Annotated in this window: 16 protein-coding genes and 1 pseudogene; 9 read left to right on the top strand and 8 right to left on the bottom strand. The window is 67.3% G+C overall.

The window, feature by feature from the left end:
- The first annotated feature begins 49 nt into the window (after nt 1-49).
- Entirely contained in the window at nt 50-1,978 is a 1,929-nt protein-coding gene (locus tag AC2YHT_RS22745; protein WP_487292127.1) for a methyl-accepting chemotaxis protein, read from the top strand.
- A gap of 66 nt (nt 1,979-2,044) precedes the next feature.
- Here the strand turns inward: AC2YHT_RS22745 and AC2YHT_RS22740 are convergent, their stop codons facing one another.
- The 3 genes from AC2YHT_RS22740 to AC2YHT_RS22730 all read right to left on the bottom strand — a co-directional run bounded on the left by AC2YHT_RS22740 (nt 2,045) and on the right by AC2YHT_RS22730 (nt 3,362).
- Nucleotides 2,045-2,449 (bottom strand): SRPBCC family protein, encoded by a 405-nt coding sequence (locus AC2YHT_RS22740; protein ID WP_487292126.1) that lies wholly within the window; start codon nt 2,447-2,449, stop codon nt 2,045-2,047.
- A 46-nt stretch (nt 2,450-2,495) separates the two neighbouring features.
- On the bottom strand, nt 2,496-2,633 hold the full coding sequence (locus AC2YHT_RS22735; protein ID WP_487292125.1) for a hypothetical protein: 138 nt from the start codon (nt 2,631-2,633) through the stop codon (nt 2,496-2,498).
- A 162-nt stretch (nt 2,634-2,795) separates the two neighbouring features.
- Nucleotides 2,796-3,362 carry a DUF427 domain-containing protein gene (locus AC2YHT_RS22730; RefSeq protein ID WP_487292124.1) on the bottom strand — a complete coding sequence of 189 codons (567 nt, stop codon included), beginning with the start codon at nt 3,360-3,362 and terminating at the stop codon, nt 2,796-2,798.
- 200 nt (nt 3,363-3,562) lie between these two features.
- On the opposite strand from AC2YHT_RS22730, the gene AC2YHT_RS22725 reads away from it, so the two are divergent.
- Both AC2YHT_RS22725 and AC2YHT_RS22720 read left to right on the top strand, forming a co-directional pair.
- Nucleotides 3,563-5,464, top strand: coding sequence for a peptide MFS transporter (locus tag AC2YHT_RS22725; RefSeq protein ID WP_487292123.1), 1,902 nt, complete (start codon nt 3,563-3,565; stop codon nt 5,462-5,464).
- Nucleotides 5,465-5,633: 169 nt separating this feature from the next.
- The gene (locus AC2YHT_RS22720) at nt 5,634-7,376 is read left to right on the top strand and encodes a flavin monoamine oxidase family protein (RefSeq protein WP_487292122.1); all 1,743 of its coding nucleotides are present in this window, start codon (nt 5,634-5,636) and stop codon (nt 7,374-7,376) included.
- 16 nt (nt 7,377-7,392) lie between these two features.
- Here AC2YHT_RS22720 and AC2YHT_RS22715 read toward each other — a convergent pair whose 3' ends face one another.
- The 3 genes and pseudogenes from AC2YHT_RS22715 to AC2YHT_RS22705 all read right to left on the bottom strand — a co-directional run.
- Nucleotides 7,393-8,814, bottom strand: coding sequence for an AmpG family muropeptide MFS transporter (locus AC2YHT_RS22715; protein ID WP_487292121.1), 1,422 nt, complete (start codon nt 8,812-8,814; stop codon nt 7,393-7,395).
- Nucleotides 8,815-8,851: 37 nt separating this feature from the next.
- Entirely contained in the window at nt 8,852-10,390 is a 1,539-nt protein-coding gene (locus AC2YHT_RS22710) for a response regulator (RefSeq protein WP_487292120.1), read from the bottom strand.
- A gap of 1,014 nt (nt 10,391-11,404) precedes the next feature.
- A pseudogene (locus tag AC2YHT_RS22705) lies at nt 11,405-11,917 on the bottom strand (magnesium chelatase subunit ChlI family protein); the annotation flags it as partial.
- Nucleotides 11,918-11,921: 4 nt separating this feature from the next.
- Here AC2YHT_RS22705 and AC2YHT_RS22700 point away from each other — a divergent pair.
- The 4 genes from AC2YHT_RS22700 to AC2YHT_RS22685 all read left to right on the top strand — a co-directional run bounded on the left by AC2YHT_RS22700 (nt 11,922) and on the right by AC2YHT_RS22685 (nt 14,367).
- Nucleotides 11,922-12,341 carry a helix-turn-helix domain-containing protein gene (locus AC2YHT_RS22700; protein ID WP_487292119.1) on the top strand — a complete coding sequence of 140 codons (420 nt, stop codon included), beginning with the start codon at nt 11,922-11,924 and terminating at the stop codon, nt 12,339-12,341.
- A 92-nt stretch (nt 12,342-12,433) separates the two neighbouring features.
- Entirely contained in the window at nt 12,434-12,703 is a 270-nt protein-coding gene (locus tag AC2YHT_RS22695) for a hypothetical protein (protein WP_487292118.1), read from the top strand.
- Between the two features lie 88 nt (nt 12,704-12,791).
- A complete protein-coding gene (locus AC2YHT_RS22690) occupies nt 12,792-13,742 on the top strand; it encodes a restriction endonuclease (protein ID WP_487292117.1) in 951 nt (316 codons plus the stop codon).
- 121 nt (nt 13,743-13,863) lie between these two features.
- Nucleotides 13,864-14,367: a hypothetical protein gene (locus AC2YHT_RS22685; RefSeq protein ID WP_487292116.1), complete on the top strand. Its 504-nt coding sequence runs from the start codon at nt 13,864-13,866 to the stop codon at nt 14,365-14,367.
- A gap of 86 nt (nt 14,368-14,453) precedes the next feature.
- On the opposite strand, the gene AC2YHT_RS22680 is transcribed toward AC2YHT_RS22685, so the two are convergent.
- The gene (locus AC2YHT_RS22680; protein WP_487292115.1) at nt 14,454-14,975 is read right to left on the bottom strand and encodes a hypothetical protein; all 522 of its coding nucleotides are present in this window, start codon (nt 14,973-14,975) and stop codon (nt 14,454-14,456) included.
- A gap of 29 nt (nt 14,976-15,004) precedes the next feature.
- The gene (locus AC2YHT_RS22675; protein WP_487292114.1) at nt 15,005-15,262 is read right to left on the bottom strand and encodes a helix-turn-helix domain-containing protein; all 258 of its coding nucleotides are present in this window, start codon (nt 15,260-15,262) and stop codon (nt 15,005-15,007) included.
- Nucleotides 15,263-15,579: 317 nt separating this feature from the next.
- Here AC2YHT_RS22675 and AC2YHT_RS22670 point away from each other — a divergent pair, with 317 nt between their 5' ends.
- Nucleotides 15,580-16,233 (top strand): hypothetical protein, encoded by a 654-nt coding sequence (locus tag AC2YHT_RS22670; RefSeq protein WP_487292113.1) that lies wholly within the window; start codon nt 15,580-15,582, stop codon nt 16,231-16,233.
- On the top strand, nt 16,230-16,726 hold a 497-nt coding region (locus AC2YHT_RS22665; RefSeq protein ID WP_487292112.1), incomplete at its 3' end, for an SET domain-containing protein. The genes AC2YHT_RS22670 and AC2YHT_RS22665, both read left to right, overlap by 4 nt.

Here is a 16,726-nt window from a genome sequence, read left to right as displayed (position 1 = left end):
ATCGCCCAGTTCCTCGTCTTATCGAATGATAGGTTGAGGGCTGGGCGAAATGCGTTTCAACGACTTGAAGATCTCGACGAAGCTGGGCATCGCGTTCAGCGCGCTGATCATCGCTTTCATCGCCTCGTCGGCGGTGGTGTACACCAGCCTGCAGCGCATCGAGGACGCCGCCGTCTCCAGCCAGCGCAGCCAGTCGCTGGCCACCGACGCCCAGTCGGTGATGAACCTGGTGCTGGAACAGCAGAACGCCCTGCGGGCCTACGCCCTGCTCGGCGACGCCGACTTCGCCCAGACCTACAAGGACAACGCGAGCCAGTTCGACCAGGCGCTGGACGCCTTCGAGGGCAAGACCACCGTCGCCGAGCAGAAGGCCCGCATCCAGCGCTTGCGCGCGGCGATGGCCGACTGGCGCACGACGATCGCCGAGCCGGTCCAGGTGGCCATGGCCAACGACCCGGTGATGGGCCGCGTCACCGCCGGTGAACTGACGGGCCGCAAGAGCCTGACGCAGATCCGCGCCGTGCAGCAGGAACTGACCGCCGCGGCCAGCGACCGCGTGGCGCTGCGGGCCAAGGAAATGAAGTCGGCCATGGACACGGCCATCCTGTCGCTGGCGATCGGCGGCGTCGTCGCCCTGGCCATCGCCGGGGTGATGGGTTGGATGCTGTCGGCGACCATCGGCGCCTCGGTGGCGGCGATGACGGCCGCCATGCGCCGCCTGGCCGGCGGCGACAACAGCATCGAAGTCCCGGCCGTCGGCCGCAAGGACGAGGTCGGCCAGATGGCCGAGGCCGTGCTGAGCTTCAAGGACGCCGCGATCCACAAGCTGCGCCTGGAAGGCGAGGCCGTCGAGCAGCGTCGCCTGACCGAGAGCGAGCGCGCCCGCGTTGAGGCCGAGAAGGCCGCCAAGGCCCAGGAAGACGCTGTCGCGGTCGCCGCCCTGGCCGAGGCCCTGGACCACCTGTCGAACGGCGACCTGACCTTCCGCATCACCGCCCGCTTCGCCCCGGAAACCGAACAGCTGAAGGCCGACTTCAACGCCGCCGTCGCTCGCCTGGAAGAAGCCATGCGCGGCATCAACGGCGCCGCCGGCGGCATCCGCGCCGGTTCGGAAGAGATCGCCCAGGCCTCCGACGACCTGTCGCGCCGCACCGAGCAGCAGGCCGCCAGCCTGGAAGAGACCGCCGCCGCGCTTGACCAGATCACCGCCACCGTCCGCAAGACCGCGACCGGCGCCAAGGAGGTCTCGGGCCTCGTGGCCGACGCCCGCGCCGGCGCCGAGCGTTCGGGCCGGATCGTCGACCAGGCCGTCAGCGCCATGGCCGGCATCGAGCAGTCCTCGGGCCAGATCGGCAACATCATCGGCGTGATCGACGAGATCGCCTTCCAGACCAACCTGCTGGCCCTCAACGCCGGCGTCGAAGCCGCCCGCGCCGGCGACGCCGGCAAGGGCTTCGCGGTCGTCGCGCAGGAAGTGCGGGCCCTGGCCCAGCGCTCGGCCGAGGCCGCCAAGGAGATCAAGGGCCTGATCTCGACCTCGACCCAGCAGGTCGGCTCGGGCGTGTCCCTGGTCGGCCAGACCGGCGAGGCCCTGCGCGCCATCGTCAGCCAGGTCGCCAGCATCGACGCCCTGGTCGGCGAGATCGCCGCCAGCGCCCAGGAGCAGGCCACCGGCCTGCACCAGGTCAACAGCGCCGTGAACCAGATGGACCAGGTCGTCCAGCAGAACGCCGCCATGGTGGAAGAGGCCACGGCCGCCACCCACTCGCTGAAGGGCGAGGCCGGCGAACTGGCCGTGCAGGTCGGCCGCTTCAAGGTGACCGGCGGCGCCGCGGTCGCCTCGGCCCCGCGCGCGGCCTCGCCCGCCTCGCGCCCCGCCGCCAGCCCAGCCCGCGCCGCGCAAGCCCGCGCCGCCGCCTTCGCCAGCGAAGGCTCGGCCGCCCTGAAGGTGGAAGCCGACGCCTGGGAAGAGTTCTAAGTCTCAAGGCCAAATCAGAAACGAGCCCCCTCCCAGCTGGGAGGGGGCTTTTTCTTTGCCCGCAGCTCAGCGCTCCAGCAGCGCCTTCAAGGTCTGCAGGTCGCGGGTCACCGCCTGGGCGTCGCGTTCGAAGGCGGCGTCGTCCATGCCGGGCAGGCGAAAGAGGGTCAGGGTGACCTCGGCGCCGTCGCCGTTGGCCACCACGCGCAGGGGGACGAAGACCTCGGTCCCGTCGGCCAGAGTCACCCAGTGGTCGAGAACGCCGTAGGGATTGTCGGGGGAGAAGCGCACGCGGGCCTCGCCGCCGGGCGCATCGACGATCCAGACGTCGGGCTCGGTGAAGGCGCGCAGGCCGCCGCCCAGGCCCGCGGCCCATTCGGGCATGGTCTCGGGGCGGCGCGCGTAGTCATAGACGTCGGCGGCCGGTCGGGCGACGCCGATGGAGATCGGGCGGCACGGATTCAGGGGCATGGACATCTCGCGGCCAAGCGGCGCGCGAGCTCTCCGCGCCGTAGGGTCAGGAAAGGGCTGTGGCCAGGGCGATGATGCCGGCCCAAAGGCCGAGGCTGGCGCCGACGATCGCGACGCGTTCCCAACGGATCCGGCGGCGGGGCGACGCGGTCTGGTGGCGCGCCTCCAGGCTGATATAGGCCATGGCTTCCTCCTCCGTCTCTATTCTCCCTGGGGGAGGGAGCGGACGGTTTCATTTGAGACGATCTCCTGGGTTGCAACGCTTGGCAAGGGCGAACGGCGCCGTGGAGTGACAAAAATGTGTGTTTTCATACATGGGCTTGTGTCGGCGGGCCCACCTGTCCCCCTAGATCGAGCCCGTTCCGTGGTACGGACGGCCGATCACCTGGTCCTCGTCGCCCTCCCAGGCCTCGTCGTCGGGCATCGAGACATTGGCCTCCCAGTGCTCGGCCTGGCTGCTGCCCGAGCCGCTGTCGGTGTGGCGGACGATCTCGTCGATGTCGTGGGCGCTGCGCGGGGCCGCGCCGGGGATCGCGGCGGACTCGGCCGGGCTCAGCGCGTCGTTCTGGAAGTCGACATGCTGCGGATAGAAGGCCAGCCGCCCGGCCAGACGGTCCATGCCCTGCAGGGGCGACTCGTAGGACCAGACGGCGTCCTCGATGATCTGCCGGTCGCGATAGATCGTGTAGTAGGTCGCCTGGCCCTTGTAGGGGCAGCGGGTGGTCTTGTCGGACTTGCGCAGGAAGGCCATGGCCACGTCGCCGCGCGGGAAGTAGCGGACCGGCGGATAGTCGGCCTCGCGGAGCACCAGGACGTCGTCGCTGTCGGCGATCTCGTGGCCTTCGAACAGCACCCGCACGCGGCCGCTCTCGCGGGCGCAGGTGATCGGATGGTCGGGATTTGACGATTGCATGCGCGTTCCCCAGTCGTTGCGGGTGTCGTTGCGGAACCTGTCGCCACTGAAACGCGCGGGGCGGGGCAAGCGCTCCCTTCCGGCAAGCCTTTGCTTGTGAAACGGAAAGCCGCGTGATCTTCTCCCCGCGAACTGGGGAGGGGAGGGCGAAACGACCGTTGGTGTCGCCCTATCTGACTTGAATACAGTCAAGGTCGAGAATGAATAGCATTGTCATTGTTATTGGCGTGCTCGTCACGTTATTGACGGGTCTGCCGGTATTCCTGCAGCTTATCAAAGAGCACCCCAAGGGGCTGATCATCCTGTTCTTCGCCGAGATGTGGGAGCGCTTCTCCTACTACGGCATGCGGGCGATCCTGATCTTCTATCTGACGCAACATTTCCTGTTCGAACCGAAGGTGGCCAACGCCCACTATGGGTCCTACACCTCGCTCGTCTACCTGCTGCCGCTGATCGGCGGCTTCCTGGCCGACAAGTGGCTGGGCACCCGCAAGGCCGTCGCCTTCGGCGCCCTGCTGCTGGTGGCCGGCCACCTGACCATGGCGGTCGAGGGCAAGCCGGCGACCCAGACCCTGGCCTATGCGGGCCAGACCTACGAATTCCAGGCCGAAGGCCGCGGCGACGACCGCGTGGCGCGCCTGATCGTGGCGGGCAAGCCCTACGACATCTCGGCCAACAAGGCCGGCGACTTCGAGATCAAGAACCTGGCGGCCGACGCGCCGCTGCCGGCCGTGCTGCCCAAGGGCCAGTACAAGCTGGGCGTCGAGGGCCGTGACCCGACCTACCTCAACATCTTCTGGCTGGCCCTGTCGCTGATCATCGTCGGCGTCGGCTTCCTGAAGCCCAACATCTCGACCATCGTCGGCCAGCTCTACCCGCAGGGCGACCCGCGCCGGGATCCGGGCTTCACCCTCTACTACTACGGCATCAACCTGGGTTCGTTCTGGGCCTCGCTGCTGTGCGGCTATCTGGGCGTCAAGGTCGGCTGGTGGGCCGGCTTCGGCCTGGCCGGGATCGGCATGCTGGCCGGCTTCGTCGTCTTCGTGCTGGGCAAGCCGCTGCTGATGGGCAAGGGCGAGGCGCCCGACGCCAAGGCGCTGAAGCAGAACGTCGCCGGCCCGCTGAGCCGCGAGCACCTGATCTACCTGGTGTCGCTGCTGGCGGTGGGCGTGGTGTTCTTCCTGGTCCAGCGCAGCGCCATCGTCGGCGTGACCCTGACCCTGGGGATGATCGGTTCGATCGGCTACATCCTGTGGTTCATGTTCACCAAGGTCGAGAAGGTCGAGCGCGAGCGCCTGGGCCTGGCCATGTTCCTGATCTTCGGCGCGGTGGTGTTCTGGACCCTGTTCGAGCAGGCCGGCTCGTCGCTGAACCTGTTCGCGGCCACCAACGTCAACCTGAACCTGACCTCGGCGCCGATCCACCTGTTCGGAAGCGCGGTGACCATCGCCACTCCGGGTCAGCTGAAGGCGGCGGGTCTCGACCCGGCCTCGACCTTCTGGATCGACTCCAGCTTCAACGCCGCCCAGACCCAGGCCCTGAACGCCGGCTGGATCCTGATCTTCGCCCCGGTGTTCGCGGCCCTGTGGACCTTCCTGGGCCGTCGCGGTAAGGACCCCAACCCGGTCGTCAAGTTCGGCCTGGCCCTGCTTCAAGTCGGTTTGGGCTTCCTGGTCCTGCAGTGGGGCTCGACCTTCGCCGACGGCGCCTTCCGCATGCCGCTGTTCTTCCTGGTGCTGATGTACATGCTGCACACCACCGGCGAGCTGTGCATGTCGCCCGTCGGCCTGTCGCAGATGACCAAGCTGTCGCCGGCCTCGATGGTGTCGTTCGTCATGGCCGTGTGGTTCATGGCCGTGGCCATCGCCCAGTATGTCGGCGGCTTCATCGCCGGCCTGACGACGGTGGAAACCGTCGGCGGCCAGGTGCTGGACCCCGAGGCGGCGCTGCGCACCTCGCTGCAGGTGTTCAACGTCATCGGCCTGATCGCCGCCGGCATCGGCGTGATCTTCCTGCTGCTGTCGCCCTTCCTCAAGAAGTGGTCGCACGGCTCGGACGAGCATCACGCAGCCCCGGTCGACACCGCGACGGTCGCCGACTGAGGCGGGCGTCAGCCCTGACGACGAAGGCCCCGGAGCGATCCGGGGCCTTTTTCTTTGCCCCGTTTTCTTCGGCGGTTGTCTGGTTTCACACAGCCGCCCTGGACCGCGCTGCGCGTAATCGCTCGAATGCAATTTTCGGTCGCGCGTGGCGACCAGCGGGGAGGCGGCGATGGCGACGACCTATACGATCTTCGGCGCGGGGCCGGCCGGGCTCTACACGGCCTGGCGGCTGGTCACGGGCGGCAAGGCCGTCGCGGGCGACACGATCCAGCTCTACGAGTGGGGCGATTACGCCTTCGACGGGCCGGGCTCGGGCACGCGCCTGCCTGCGGGGCGCATCGTCACCCACTTCTGCTTCGACGATCCCAAGCAGTCCTACATCGAGGCGGGCGGCATGCGCTTCATCGAGTGGGACGGCACGCAAGGCCACCAGCTGGTCACCCTGACCATCCAGGCGCTTGGGCTCGCAGGCAAGGTCATCGACTTCAACACCACCGACAACCCGCTGCTGTTCCTGCGCGAGGAGCACATCTACCAGAACGACCTGGCGACCCACCCCGCGCCCTACAACACGCCGGGCAACAACGAGCAGCCGGCCGCCACCCTGTTCTCCAACATCTCGGCGCTGATCACCGGCAATGCGCCGGTCTCGACCCGGACCCAGCAGTGCGCCTTCTACGGCTCGGGCCGGTTGCCGGACACCTTCAACTCGTTCGTCTATCCGCCCGGCGCGATCGCCGGCAACATCGGCTACTGGAACGTCTTCTACGACCAGGCCGGCAACGAGGGCTACGAGTACGCCGCCGACGCCGGCGGCTACACCTCCAACGTCATCAACTGGAACGCCGCCAACGCCGCCGTCTATAACGGCGAATTCGCGCCGGGCGGGGCGTTCAAGACCGTCAACGGCGGCTATTCCCAGGTCTTCGTCCAGCTCTACCAGCAGGCCCTGGCGGCGGCGCGGGAGGCGGGGGTGGACCTCGTCCTGACCCAGCGCACGCGCCTGCACTCGGTGTGGCTGGAGGACGACGTCGTCAACTACCGCCTGGCCAGCGCCGAGAACCCGTTCAAGGGCGGCGAGGTCCTGACCACCCAGAACGCCTTCCTGGCCATGCCGCCGGCCTCGCTGGATCTGGTGGCCGAGGCCACGCGCTACGCCGACATGCCGGCCGGCACGCTGGACATCCTCAACGCCGAGGGCGTGCAACTCTATATGGACGGGGTGATCCGCCAGCCGTCGATGCGGGTGATGCTGTTCTTCGACCGCCCGTGGTGGACCGACGCCGACGTGCCCTATCCGCCGGACCTGTCGGGCAAGGACAACGTCTTCGGCCCCACCATCACCGACCTGCCGCTGCGCCAGGTCTACTACTTCGGCAACAACAGCCAGGGCACCGACAAGCCCATGTACGGCGTGCTCGCCTCCTACGACGACATGCAGTACGTGCAGTTCTGGCAGGAGCTGGAGATCGGTGTGGGCGAGCGCCGCAAGGTGCCGATCGACCAGGACTACCAGGTTCTGTTCGGCCCCCGGAAGGCGACCGACACCATGATCCGCATGGTGCTGCTGGAACTGGCCAAGGTGCACTGGGGCGATCCGAACGCCGCCCACCAGATCCCCTGGCCGGTGGAGTCGATCTTCGACGACTTCTCGCTCAATCCGTTCGGGGCCGGCTATCACGCCTGGGCCGCGCACTACGACATCTGCGACGTGATGCAGCGCATCCGCCAGCCGACGGGCCTCGTGCCCGGCGCCACGGCGGCGAACCTCTTCATCATCGGCGAGGCCTATTCCAACGACCAGGCCTGGGTCGAGGGCGCCTTCTGCACGGCGGAGTCGGTGCTGGTGCAGTACTACGGCATGACCACCATCGCCGACACGACCAACTATCCGCTGATCTGCGCCTGCTAGGCGGTCAGGCGGCGGCTCAGGCCGAGGCCTGGGCCGCCGCCTTGGCCTTGCTCTGGCGATGCGAGAGGACGACCGAGAGGATCACGACCGGGATGCCCACCGCGGCGGTGCCGGCGAAGAAGATCGCGTACGAGGCCATCAGGCTGAACTGCTTTTCCAGCCCCTCGACCACAGCGCCCGAGAAGCCCTTCAAGAACTTGCCCAGCATGGCGTAGGTGCTCGACAGCAGGGCGTACTGGGTGGCGGTGTAGCCCAGGCTGGTCAGGCTGGACATGTAGGCCACCAGGGCCGCGCCGGCGAAGCCGGTCGAGAGGTTGTCGACGATCATCGCGCCGACGAAGACCGGGATGCTGGGGCCGGCCAGGGCCATGGCCGAAAAGGCCAGGTTCGAGCCCGGACCGAGCACCGCGCCTAGCACCAGGGTCTTCTCGAAGCCGAGCTTGACGGCGCTGATCCCGGCCAGGGCGATACCGACGAAGGTGGCGACCAGGCCGAACGAGGTGCGCACCGCGCCGATCATCTCCTTGGCGAGACCCAGGTCGGTGTAGAGCGGCGCCGCCATCGGACCCATCAGGAAGTCGGGCAGGCGATAGAGGGCCACGGTGCACAGCATCAGCAGCGCCATCGCGCCATGGGTCTGGAAGAAGGTGACGAAGGGGCCGACGACGGCGTCGAAGAAGCCGCGCGGGCTCCACAGCGGCGCGGCCGCGACGCCGGTGGCGGCCGTCGGGGTGCGGGCCGGCTCGGCGGCGAACACGGTCGCCGTCAGGCCGATCAGCATGGCCAGGGCGCAGAAGGTGTAGGAGGTCGGCCAGCCGATCTTGGCGGCGGCCACCAGGATCCAGGCGTCGGTGGCCAGGATGGCGATGCGATAACCGAACTGGAAGGCGGCGGTCAGCAGGCCCAGGTCGTCGGGGCTTTCGGCCCGTTCGATCCGCCAGGCGTCGACCACGATGTCCTGGCTGGCGGCGCCGAAGGCGGTGATCACCGCCAGCAGGGCGAAGGTTCCCAGATGGCCGCCGGGGCCGACGGCGGCCATGCCGAACAGGCCCGCGCCGACGACGATCTGGGTCAGGATCATCCAGCCGCGCCTACGGCCCAGGCGGCCCAGCAGCGGCACGTCCACCCGGTCGATGATCGGCGCCCAGAGGAACTTCAGCGAATAGGCGATGCCGACCCAGGACAGAAAGCCGATGGCGGCCAGCTGGATGCCCTGCTCGCGCAACCAGAAGCCCAGGGTGTTGCCCACAAGCATGAACGGCAGGCCCGATGAGAAGCCGAGCAGCAGGGTCACCAGCACGCGCGGTTCGCGCAGGGCCGCCAGTACGTCGCGCCAGCCATGGCCCTTGCGGGCGGGCGGGGCGGCCGTTTCGGTGGTCTGTCCAGCGCTTTGGCCAGCGCTTTGGCCAGTGCCTTGGCCGGTGGTGTCCTGGCTCATGTGATCTTCCCCGAAGACGGGGAAAGCGCGGGTCCCGTCAGCGGGCGACCTTGGCGCGCGTCGCGACGTTCGTCCAGCGGCGCGGGCGGTCCGGGCCGGTCCAGCGCGACAGCGCCTCGCGCAGGGCGGCCGGCGTCAGGGGCTTGACGAGAAAGTCGTCCATGCCGGCCAGCAGGCACTGGCGGCGGTCCTCGTCGAAGGCGTCGGCGGTCAGGGCCAGGATCGGGGTCTCGACGCCCTTTTCGCGAACGGCGCGGGTGGCCTCCAGGCCGTTCAGCCCGGGCATGCGCAGGTCCATGAATATGAGATCGTAGGTGCCGCGCGACAGGGCGGCCACGGCCTCGTCGCCGCTGGCGATGCGGTCGACGGTGCAGCCCTCGCGCTCCAGCAGGGTGCGGGCCAAGAGGGCGTTGATCGGATTGTCCTCGGCCAGCAGCACGCGGGCGCCGGGGGCGGCGGCCGGGGCGATGCGGTCGTCCTGGGCCTCGGCCGGGGTGACGATGGCCTCGAGGGCCGCGTCGATCGGCTTGGCGGCCAGCACCTGCGTGACCAGCGAAGCGCGGCGCAGGGGCTTGATCAGGTAGCCGCTGAAGCCGGCCTTCGACAGGCTGGGGATCAGGTCGCGCTGGTCGGGGGTCAGCAGGGCCACGGCGGCGCGGCCGGCGGGCGCGGCCAGCGGACGGTCCGGCGCGGCCAGGGCGGCGTCGACCAGCAGCACGGTGGCGGCGGGCAGGGTCGCGATCTTGTCGAGGCCGGCCAGGTTCCTGACCCAGGCGCCCGATGCGATGGCCTGGGCGCCGACGGCTTCGCGGACCACCGGGTTGGGCGAGACCACGGCGACGAAGCGGCCCTCGAGCGGCGGGGCGGCGGGCGCTTCTTCGTGACGGGCGAACGGGGCCTCGAACCAGAAGTCGGCGCCGCCTCCGGTTGCTTCCCCGACGCCGGCCGCGCCGTCCATGGCGGCGGCCAGACGGGCGACGATGGCCAGGCCCAGTCCCGCGCCGCCCAACTGCGCCTGGTGCGAGGGATCGGTCTGGACGAAGGCCTCGAAGATGCTTTCGCGCTGTTCGGGCGCGACGCCCGGTCCGGTGTCGGCCACCGAGAAGCGCACGCGGCCCTCGCCGACGTCGCGGGCGGTGATCAGCACGCCGCCCTTTTCGGTGAACTTCACGGCGTTGCCGGCGAAGTTCAGCAGCACCTGGCGCAGGCGACCCTCGTCGGCCAGCAGCGGCGGCAGGCCGCGCTCGACCGCCCAGCCGATCTCGATCTTCTTCTCGTGGGCGCGGGGGCTCATCAGCTCGGCGACCTGGCGCAGCAGGTCCTCGATGTGCACGGGGGCCAGATGCAGCTCCAGCGCCGTGGCCCCCAGGCGCGCGAAGTCGAGCACGTCGTTGACCAGCGAAAGCAGGTGGTCGCCGCTCTCGCGCAGGGCGGAAACGTAGGAGCGCTGCTCGGCGGTGAGCTTGGTGTTTTCCAGCAGACGCGCCATGCCCAGCACCCCGTTCAGGGGCGTGCGGAACTCGTGGCTCAAGGTGGCCAGCTGTTCGGCGGTGACGGCGTCGCGGGTCTTGGTCATGGCGCGTGAGTGTAGGGGGCGCGGGTTAAGGTCAGGTTCGCGGCCCCTCTCCCCTTGCGGGAGAAGGTGGCCTGCGAAGCAGGTCGGATGAGGGGTTTCCCAGATATCGGACGCCTCCACCCGGCCTGACCGCTGCACGCGGCTTTGAGGTTTGAGAGACCCCTCACCCGACCTCCCTTCGGAGGCCACCCTCTCCCGCAAGGGGAGAGGGACATGGGTTGGCGATCTCCCGTGCCGATCCACGAAAGCTGATGGGGAGGCGCGGAGCGGCCGGGCGGAGCCCGGAGACCGTGATGTGTTTTAGCGTTTCGGCTTCGTCTGACCGCTCCGCCGCATCATTGGCTCGAAGGACCGGGGGCGCGGGTGCTTTTTCAACCCTGGACCCGGTTGTCCCTCGGACGGGCAGGACCAATAGCCCCGCGGTGATCCGGCGGCGCCTCGGCTGATCCTGTTAGGCCGGTTTGAAACGATCCCGGCCCTGTCGACCCGCTTGTCTCGTCACGGAACGGCTGGCGGCCCAATCACGCCTTCTGAGCGATCCTGCAAACCCGCCCTTCCCATGACGCAACAAGCGGCCCCGCTCGATGCGATCTCAGCCGCTAACTCGGGCCGGTACCAAGAGCCCTCCCCATGGCTGGGATGGGTTTGATTATGGGACGGGTTGAGCAGGTGGGGATAAGTTGGGGTGATAAAGTTTTAGGACGTTGAGTTGGTTCAACTCTTTTCCGGTTACGCCGTGTGAGCAGCGTGCGTAAGGCTGCCCCAACTCCGTAAAATCCCCGCGAAAGCGGGGACCCAGGTGTTTTATCGTCGAGCGCCGCGGGTTTCAGAAAAAGCCTGGGTCCCCGCTTTCGCGGGGATTTTACGGAAGAAGAGACGTGTGGCGCTGGGGCGGCTGAAAACGGCCCCCCTCCGGCCCTTCGGGCCACCTCCCCCAGAGGGGGAGGATCTGGCGCGGCGCCCAGTCTTGGCCCCTCCAACACTTCGTGGTCCCCGTCGCACGGGGAGAGGGGATCAGAGGGTTTCCATCTCCCCAGCCGTCGCCGTCCGGCGATGCGCCAGGGCTTCGGCGATGTGCACGCGCTTGACCGACGCCGCGCCCTCCAGGTCGGCGACGGTGCGCGCCAGGCGCAGGGTGCGGGTCCAGCCGCGGGCGGAGAGGCGGCCGGCTTCGGCGGCGCGGGTCAGCAGGGTGCGGCCGGGCTCGTCGAGGGCGCAGATGCGCTCCAGCAGTTCGCCCTCGGCGCGGCCGTTCAGCACCTCGGGCGTGCCTGGCATGACGTCTTCGGCGCGCTCGGCTTGCAGCCGGCGAGCGGCGGCCACGCGGGCGGCGACCTCGGCGGAGCCTTCGCTGGAGGCGGGCAGGGCCAGGTCGGCGGCGGTGACGGCGGGCATGTCGACGGCCAGGTCTATGCGGTCCATCAGCGGACCCGACACCCGGCCCTGGTAGTCGCGCTGGCAGCGCGGGGCCTTGCCGCAGGCGCCGCGTCCGGCCCCGCCGTGACCGCAGCGGCATGGCCGCGTTGCCCTTTTGCTGGCCGGCATTCCCGTGACGTTGCGCGGCCGGAAGCCTGAGGCGCAAGCGCTCGACGGCGATACGCTGGGTGCGCAGCTCCGTCGCCGGAGGCGAGACCTTGGCCTGCGCCGTGTGGACGTCGCGTCGCTCCTTGGCTGCGACGAGAAGTCGTTGATGTGGTGGGAGCGGGACCTGCGCGAACCGCTCGTCTCGTTCTATCCGGCAATCATCCGGTTCCTCGGACGCGAGCCCTGGCCCGTGCCTGCGACGCTGCCGGAGAAGCTCAAGGCCGAGCGGCGCAGGCGCGGTCTCTCGATCGCGGATGCGGGTTCCGTCATAGGCGTTGACGAAGGAACGTATGGGCGATGGGAGCGCGGCGAGTGGGAGCCGCGATCTCGCTCATTCGCCTCCATCAATCCCTTTCTCGGCAACTGACGGGCAGTCATTGGGTGAGGCGTTAGTCATCTTTCTTAACGCCTAGACAACCCGAGTCGCCAAGCCTTCAATCATATGTTGTGGAGGCTCGCATGCTCATCGTCGCCGTTATCTCTTTTGCGGTTTGCGCCTACATGATCCGCGAGTTGTTTCGCGCGGAATTCGTGGCGAAGCAGGCAACTTTCAGAACCTATGAGAGCCATGAGGCCACGCAACTGCGCCTTTGGGTGCGGCGTGTCGCGATCGCCTTTTCCTTCGGCCTAGGGGCGATTTCGCTGATGATTGCGCGAGATCCCGAGGGCATGGCGAGTGCCTGGCACATCGTTCAGTGGATCATTGGACGGATCAGCAGCGCCGCATGATGGTTGGCGACCGATTGGCGTTGCCGAGCGGCCCGTCGCTTACAGCGCCGACGAGCCAGTAGCGAATTTCGTCGTTTACGAGGGGATGATGCCTGAAGATCTGATCCCGACCCTAGCTCTCATTGATCTGCTGTCGGCGGAGCCGTTGCTCAAGGAGTATGAGGCGTCTCTCATCGTCTGGCAGGTCTTGAAGGCCGCCGGCTACGCGGTCAGCGACCCGACCAAGGGCGAGCGTGGCACGCCGATCGATCTCCAATTCACGGGGCAACTGGAGGGCGTCCGCGAAAAGATCGGCGTGGAGATCAAGGCGCACAGAGGTCACGTCAGCGGCCAGACGATATACAAAGCCCTTGAGGCGCGTAGCCGTGGCGGCTTCGACCGTATGCTGGTTATCGCGCTGGGGCAGTTTTCGCCGCTGGCGCTTGAGCGTGTTGAGACGGATCGCCTGGGCAAGGTCGATTTGCTTACGCCCAAGGATTTGCGCAATTGGATCGTGCACCGCGCTCTCGCCGTGGCTCAGTCCAAAAGCGTGCCGGTTATTTTCCGCGACGCGATGCGAGAGGCGGCGCTGCGGCTCGCTCATGCGCCTGAGGAGCTCAACGCCATGGAGTGGCGAGACCTAGAGCGAATGCTGCGAGAAGTGTTCGAGGGGCTCGGCTTCGAAACCGAATTGACCCGAGCAGCGAAGGACGGGGGCTTCGATCTTCGGCTGACGGCGGACGAGGCGACCTACCTAGTCGAGGTGAAGCACTGGATCGGCCAGAAAGTCGGCCCGGCTGCTGCGCGTAAGCTCCAGATGGTCGCGTCCGAGGAAAAGGCCGCGGGCGGGGTGATCCTGGCAAGCGGCGGCTTTACACAGACCTTGTTCGAATGTGTCCTTGAGATCGGGCCGCCGATCAATCTCGGGGGCGGAAGCAAAATCCTCGACCTATGCAAGGCCTACTATCGTTCCGGCACGCCTCTCTGGCGGCAGGATGTGGACCTATCCGCACTGCTCCTCGATGGTACGGTCGCGGTTTCGACGGGCGCTTGCGCCTGACGTTCTAGGGAGGAGACTTTGGCCACCAGCACGGCCCGCTCTCTCCTCCCTCGACTTTGTGGCCGTCCTCGCGATCAAATCAGCGCCGGCCCTTTCCACTGGCTAGCTGGAGCGCGAGCGCATGCCTGACTTCACCAGCAAGAGCGACGACGACATCGATAGCTGGATCGCCAACCATGAGCAGAAGCGCGCTACTGACCTGCCATTCTATCGGGAGCTTCTTGAGGAGCGGGCGCGCCGAGCTCAGGGCAGGAACAAGCTCGATATCGAAAAATCGCTAGCGTGCCTGCGGGAGGCTGCCATTGGCCAAACATGCACCAGCTACGGTGATCTGGCGCAAGCCAGTGGTGTTGCGTGGTCGCAAGCTCGGCACGCCATGAATGGTCCGCAAGGGCACTTGGACCGACTGCTTGACGTCTGTCACGCACGAGGCTTGCCATTGCTCACGGCAATTTGCGTGAACCAAACAAGCACCCGCATCGGGGAGCTCGGTCCCGAGGCCTTGAAGGGCTTTGCAACTGGAGCCCGGCGGCTTGGCTTCATATTCAGCGATGATCACGCCTTTCACCACGAGCAACGTGCAGCCTCATGGGCATGGGGCAAGGCGCAAGCCGGCGTGCGGTAACGATCCGCGCTCTGCCCGCTGCATTTGATACTGCTTGTCACGGCTTACTGAGGCTTCGAGCACCAGCTTCGGAAGTGTTGGGTTGGTTACGTCCCGAAGCCGAGCCTTCTGAGCTTTGCCCGCGTCGACGGGTCCCAGACCGCGGTCACGAACTGCCCCGATGGTTCGCCCAGAAACAGGTAGGGCGCGGTTGGAAGCGTGGTGGGGTTTGTTGGAATGGTCCCGCCGATGCTTGACTGCTGAACATCCAGTCGCGATGGGAGCCAAATGACTTCGGTCTCTTGATCAACGCGAGGCGTGACATCGACCAGCTTCCCATTGGGATCGCGCCATACGGAATGGAACTCGGCTTCGGCAAACAGCGGATTTTGATCCCAGATTACCCACCCAGGCACGCGCTCGCCGCCGTGCTCTCGAACGCAGTGCTCAACGTTCCAGTGACAGACGCCCGTCTCATAGGCGGTAGGCCTGGGCGTGAACGGCAGTAGAACGGGGACAGCGCCAGGCTCAATACGCTCGCAGAGCGCCTTGGCCCGTTCGCTCAGCCGTAGCGGTTTTCCGCCATCCGGCGGAGAGTTTGCCAACCGTCGGCGCTTTGCTTCTCCCATGAGGCCCCCGTTCTAAGAGCTTGCGTTTCTTAGATCCGTACGTCCGGCGACATACTGTCAGCCAATGCCGCAAATAGTTCCTTAGGGTCGCCGCCGAGCGCGCGGACGATGACCACGAACTCCACGAGATCGACCCGGCGGATGCCGTTCTCGAAATATGAGACGAACTGCTGCGGCCGCCCCAGGCGGCGCGCAAGTTCCACCTGGCTCACGCCCTTCTCGCGGCGTAACGCGCGCACGGATGCGACCACGGAAGCATAGGCGTCGGTGAAGGCCGACTTCGACATGCGGGCTGGAACTCACAAGACCAGCCCTTCCGCTATACCGACAATTGCGATACATGCTTTTTATGTACATGGAAAATCGGTAGTTGAGCACTTGTGAGCGGGGGCATCCATGGAGGGCGGGCGTGCATCAGGGGGAGTGCGTAGTTCCTATGGACCAGGACCGGGCGCAGCACGGCGTCTAGTCGTGCGAGCTTGCGCAATCGCAGTTGTCCCCATGCTCGGCGGGGTCGGGGATGCGCAGGGGCAATCTACCTATACGTACACGCCGCCCGGCTCTGGCCAGTGGGCCGTGGAGCGTCCGTAGGTCCGCGCGTTCAATGAGCATTGGCCCCCTATCAACCTTCGCCTTCCTCGGCGGCTTGGCAGCACTCCTCCAGGCGGGAGGCTACGCGCTCTATCTCCGCCATGCGCTCCGGGCAGAGGCGCGGCCGAACGCCGCGAGTTGGCTCATGTTCGCGTACGGTACGACGCTTGTTGTCGTCCTCGAAGCGACGGCTGGCGCGAGCTGGCCGGTGCTTCTGCTTCCGGCGGTCTGCGCCGCGTCTAGCGTCCTTGTCGCCGCGCGATCGTTCCAGGGATGGTCCACCGTCCGGAATTTGGATCGCGCCGACCTAATCGCGTTCGCGCTCGATCTCGCCATCACGCTCGCTTCTCTCGGATGCTGGCTCCTGAAGGCGTCAGGTATCATAGGCCCTGATCTCGTGGGCACGGCGAGCGCGTTCCTGCTCGCGGGCGCGGCCGTCACCAGTGTTACCGCCTTCGTCCCCATCATCAGGAGCACCTACGCCGCTCCCGAGCGGGAGCGACCTGTGCCGTGGGGCGTGTGGACGGCGGCTTATGCGGTTCTCGGCATCCTGACGCTCGTCGTCTCCTTCGAGCCGGTGCTCCTCATCTATCCGGCCGTGAACGTCGCGCTGCACGGGACCGTCTGTCTCCTGAGTGCGCGTGCGGCGGCGCGGGAGGCGGCATGAGCCAACTTGCTGCCCAGATGCGTGCCGCTGAAACCGGGCCGTTCTCCGTGCGCGATACGGGGAGGGTGGGTCTTGGCCTTTTCAGCGAGCGCCCCTTCGCGGCCGGCGCGCTCGTCCTTATGATCGACGGCGTTGAGCGAGAATGGCGGAGCGTCAATCAGGCGGACGCCCTCGCGAACCCGAACTGGATTTGCGTCGGGGAGCATCGCTGGATCGACCCTGTTGGGGGCGCTCGATTCCTGAACCACTCGTGCGCGCCGACCATGCGCTTTCGCGAGCCGCGCGCGTTCGTTGCTATCCGCGATATTGCCGTCGGCGAAGAACTGACGTTCGACTATGCCCTGACGGAAGACGAGCCGCTCTGGCGCATGGCCTGCCGGTGCGGCGCGCCGAACTGTCGCCAAGAGATCCGCGCCATTCAGTTTTTAGCGGCGCATGAGATCGAGATGCACCTTGCCCATGTGCCGGATCATTTCCGGCGTGTGTGGGAAGC

The organism is Caulobacter sp. SRI_008 (assembly GCF_057586355.1).
Note: the sequence above shows the minus strand (reverse complement) of the source record. Positions and strands in the feature narration are given on the sequence as shown.

What these genes read in the sequence shown, in the direction of transcription:
- AC2YHT_RS22745 (WP_487292127.1), top strand. Translation starts at nt 50, where the DNA reads ATGCGTTTCAACGACTTGAAGATCTCGACGAAGCTGGGCATCGCGTTC.
- AC2YHT_RS22740 (WP_487292126.1), bottom strand. Translation starts at nt 2,449, where the DNA reads ATGCCCCTGAATCCGTGCCGCCCGATCTCCATCGGCGTCGCCCGACCG.
- AC2YHT_RS22735 (WP_487292125.1), bottom strand. Translation starts at nt 2,633, where the DNA reads ATGGCCTATATCAGCCTGGAGGCGCGCCACCAGACCGCGTCGCCCCGC.
- AC2YHT_RS22730 (WP_487292124.1), bottom strand. Translation starts at nt 3,362, where the DNA reads ATGCAATCGTCAAATCCCGACCATCCGATCACCTGCGCCCGCGAGAGC.
- AC2YHT_RS22725 (WP_487292123.1), top strand. Translation starts at nt 3,563, where the DNA reads ATGAATAGCATTGTCATTGTTATTGGCGTGCTCGTCACGTTATTGACG.
- AC2YHT_RS22720 (WP_487292122.1), top strand. Translation starts at nt 5,634, where the DNA reads ATGGCGACGACCTATACGATCTTCGGCGCGGGGCCGGCCGGGCTCTAC.
- AC2YHT_RS22715 (WP_487292121.1), bottom strand. Translation starts at nt 8,814, where the DNA reads ATGAGCCAGGACACCACCGGCCAAGGCACTGGCCAAAGCGCTGGCCAA.
- AC2YHT_RS22710 (WP_487292120.1), bottom strand. Translation starts at nt 10,390, where the DNA reads ATGACCAAGACCCGCGACGCCGTCACCGCCGAACAGCTGGCCACCTTG.
- AC2YHT_RS22695 (WP_487292118.1), top strand. Translation starts at nt 12,434, where the DNA reads ATGCTCATCGTCGCCGTTATCTCTTTTGCGGTTTGCGCCTACATGATC.
- AC2YHT_RS22690 (WP_487292117.1), top strand. Translation starts at nt 12,792, where the DNA reads ATGCCTGAAGATCTGATCCCGACCCTAGCTCTCATTGATCTGCTGTCG.
- AC2YHT_RS22685 (WP_487292116.1), top strand. Translation starts at nt 13,864, where the DNA reads ATGCCTGACTTCACCAGCAAGAGCGACGACGACATCGATAGCTGGATC.
- AC2YHT_RS22680 (WP_487292115.1), bottom strand. Translation starts at nt 14,975, where the DNA reads ATGGGAGAAGCAAAGCGCCGACGGTTGGCAAACTCTCCGCCGGATGGC.
- AC2YHT_RS22675 (WP_487292114.1), bottom strand. Translation starts at nt 15,262, where the DNA reads ATGTCGAAGTCGGCCTTCACCGACGCCTATGCTTCCGTGGTCGCATCC.
- AC2YHT_RS22670 (WP_487292113.1), top strand. Translation starts at nt 15,580, where the DNA reads ATGAGCATTGGCCCCCTATCAACCTTCGCCTTCCTCGGCGGCTTGGCA.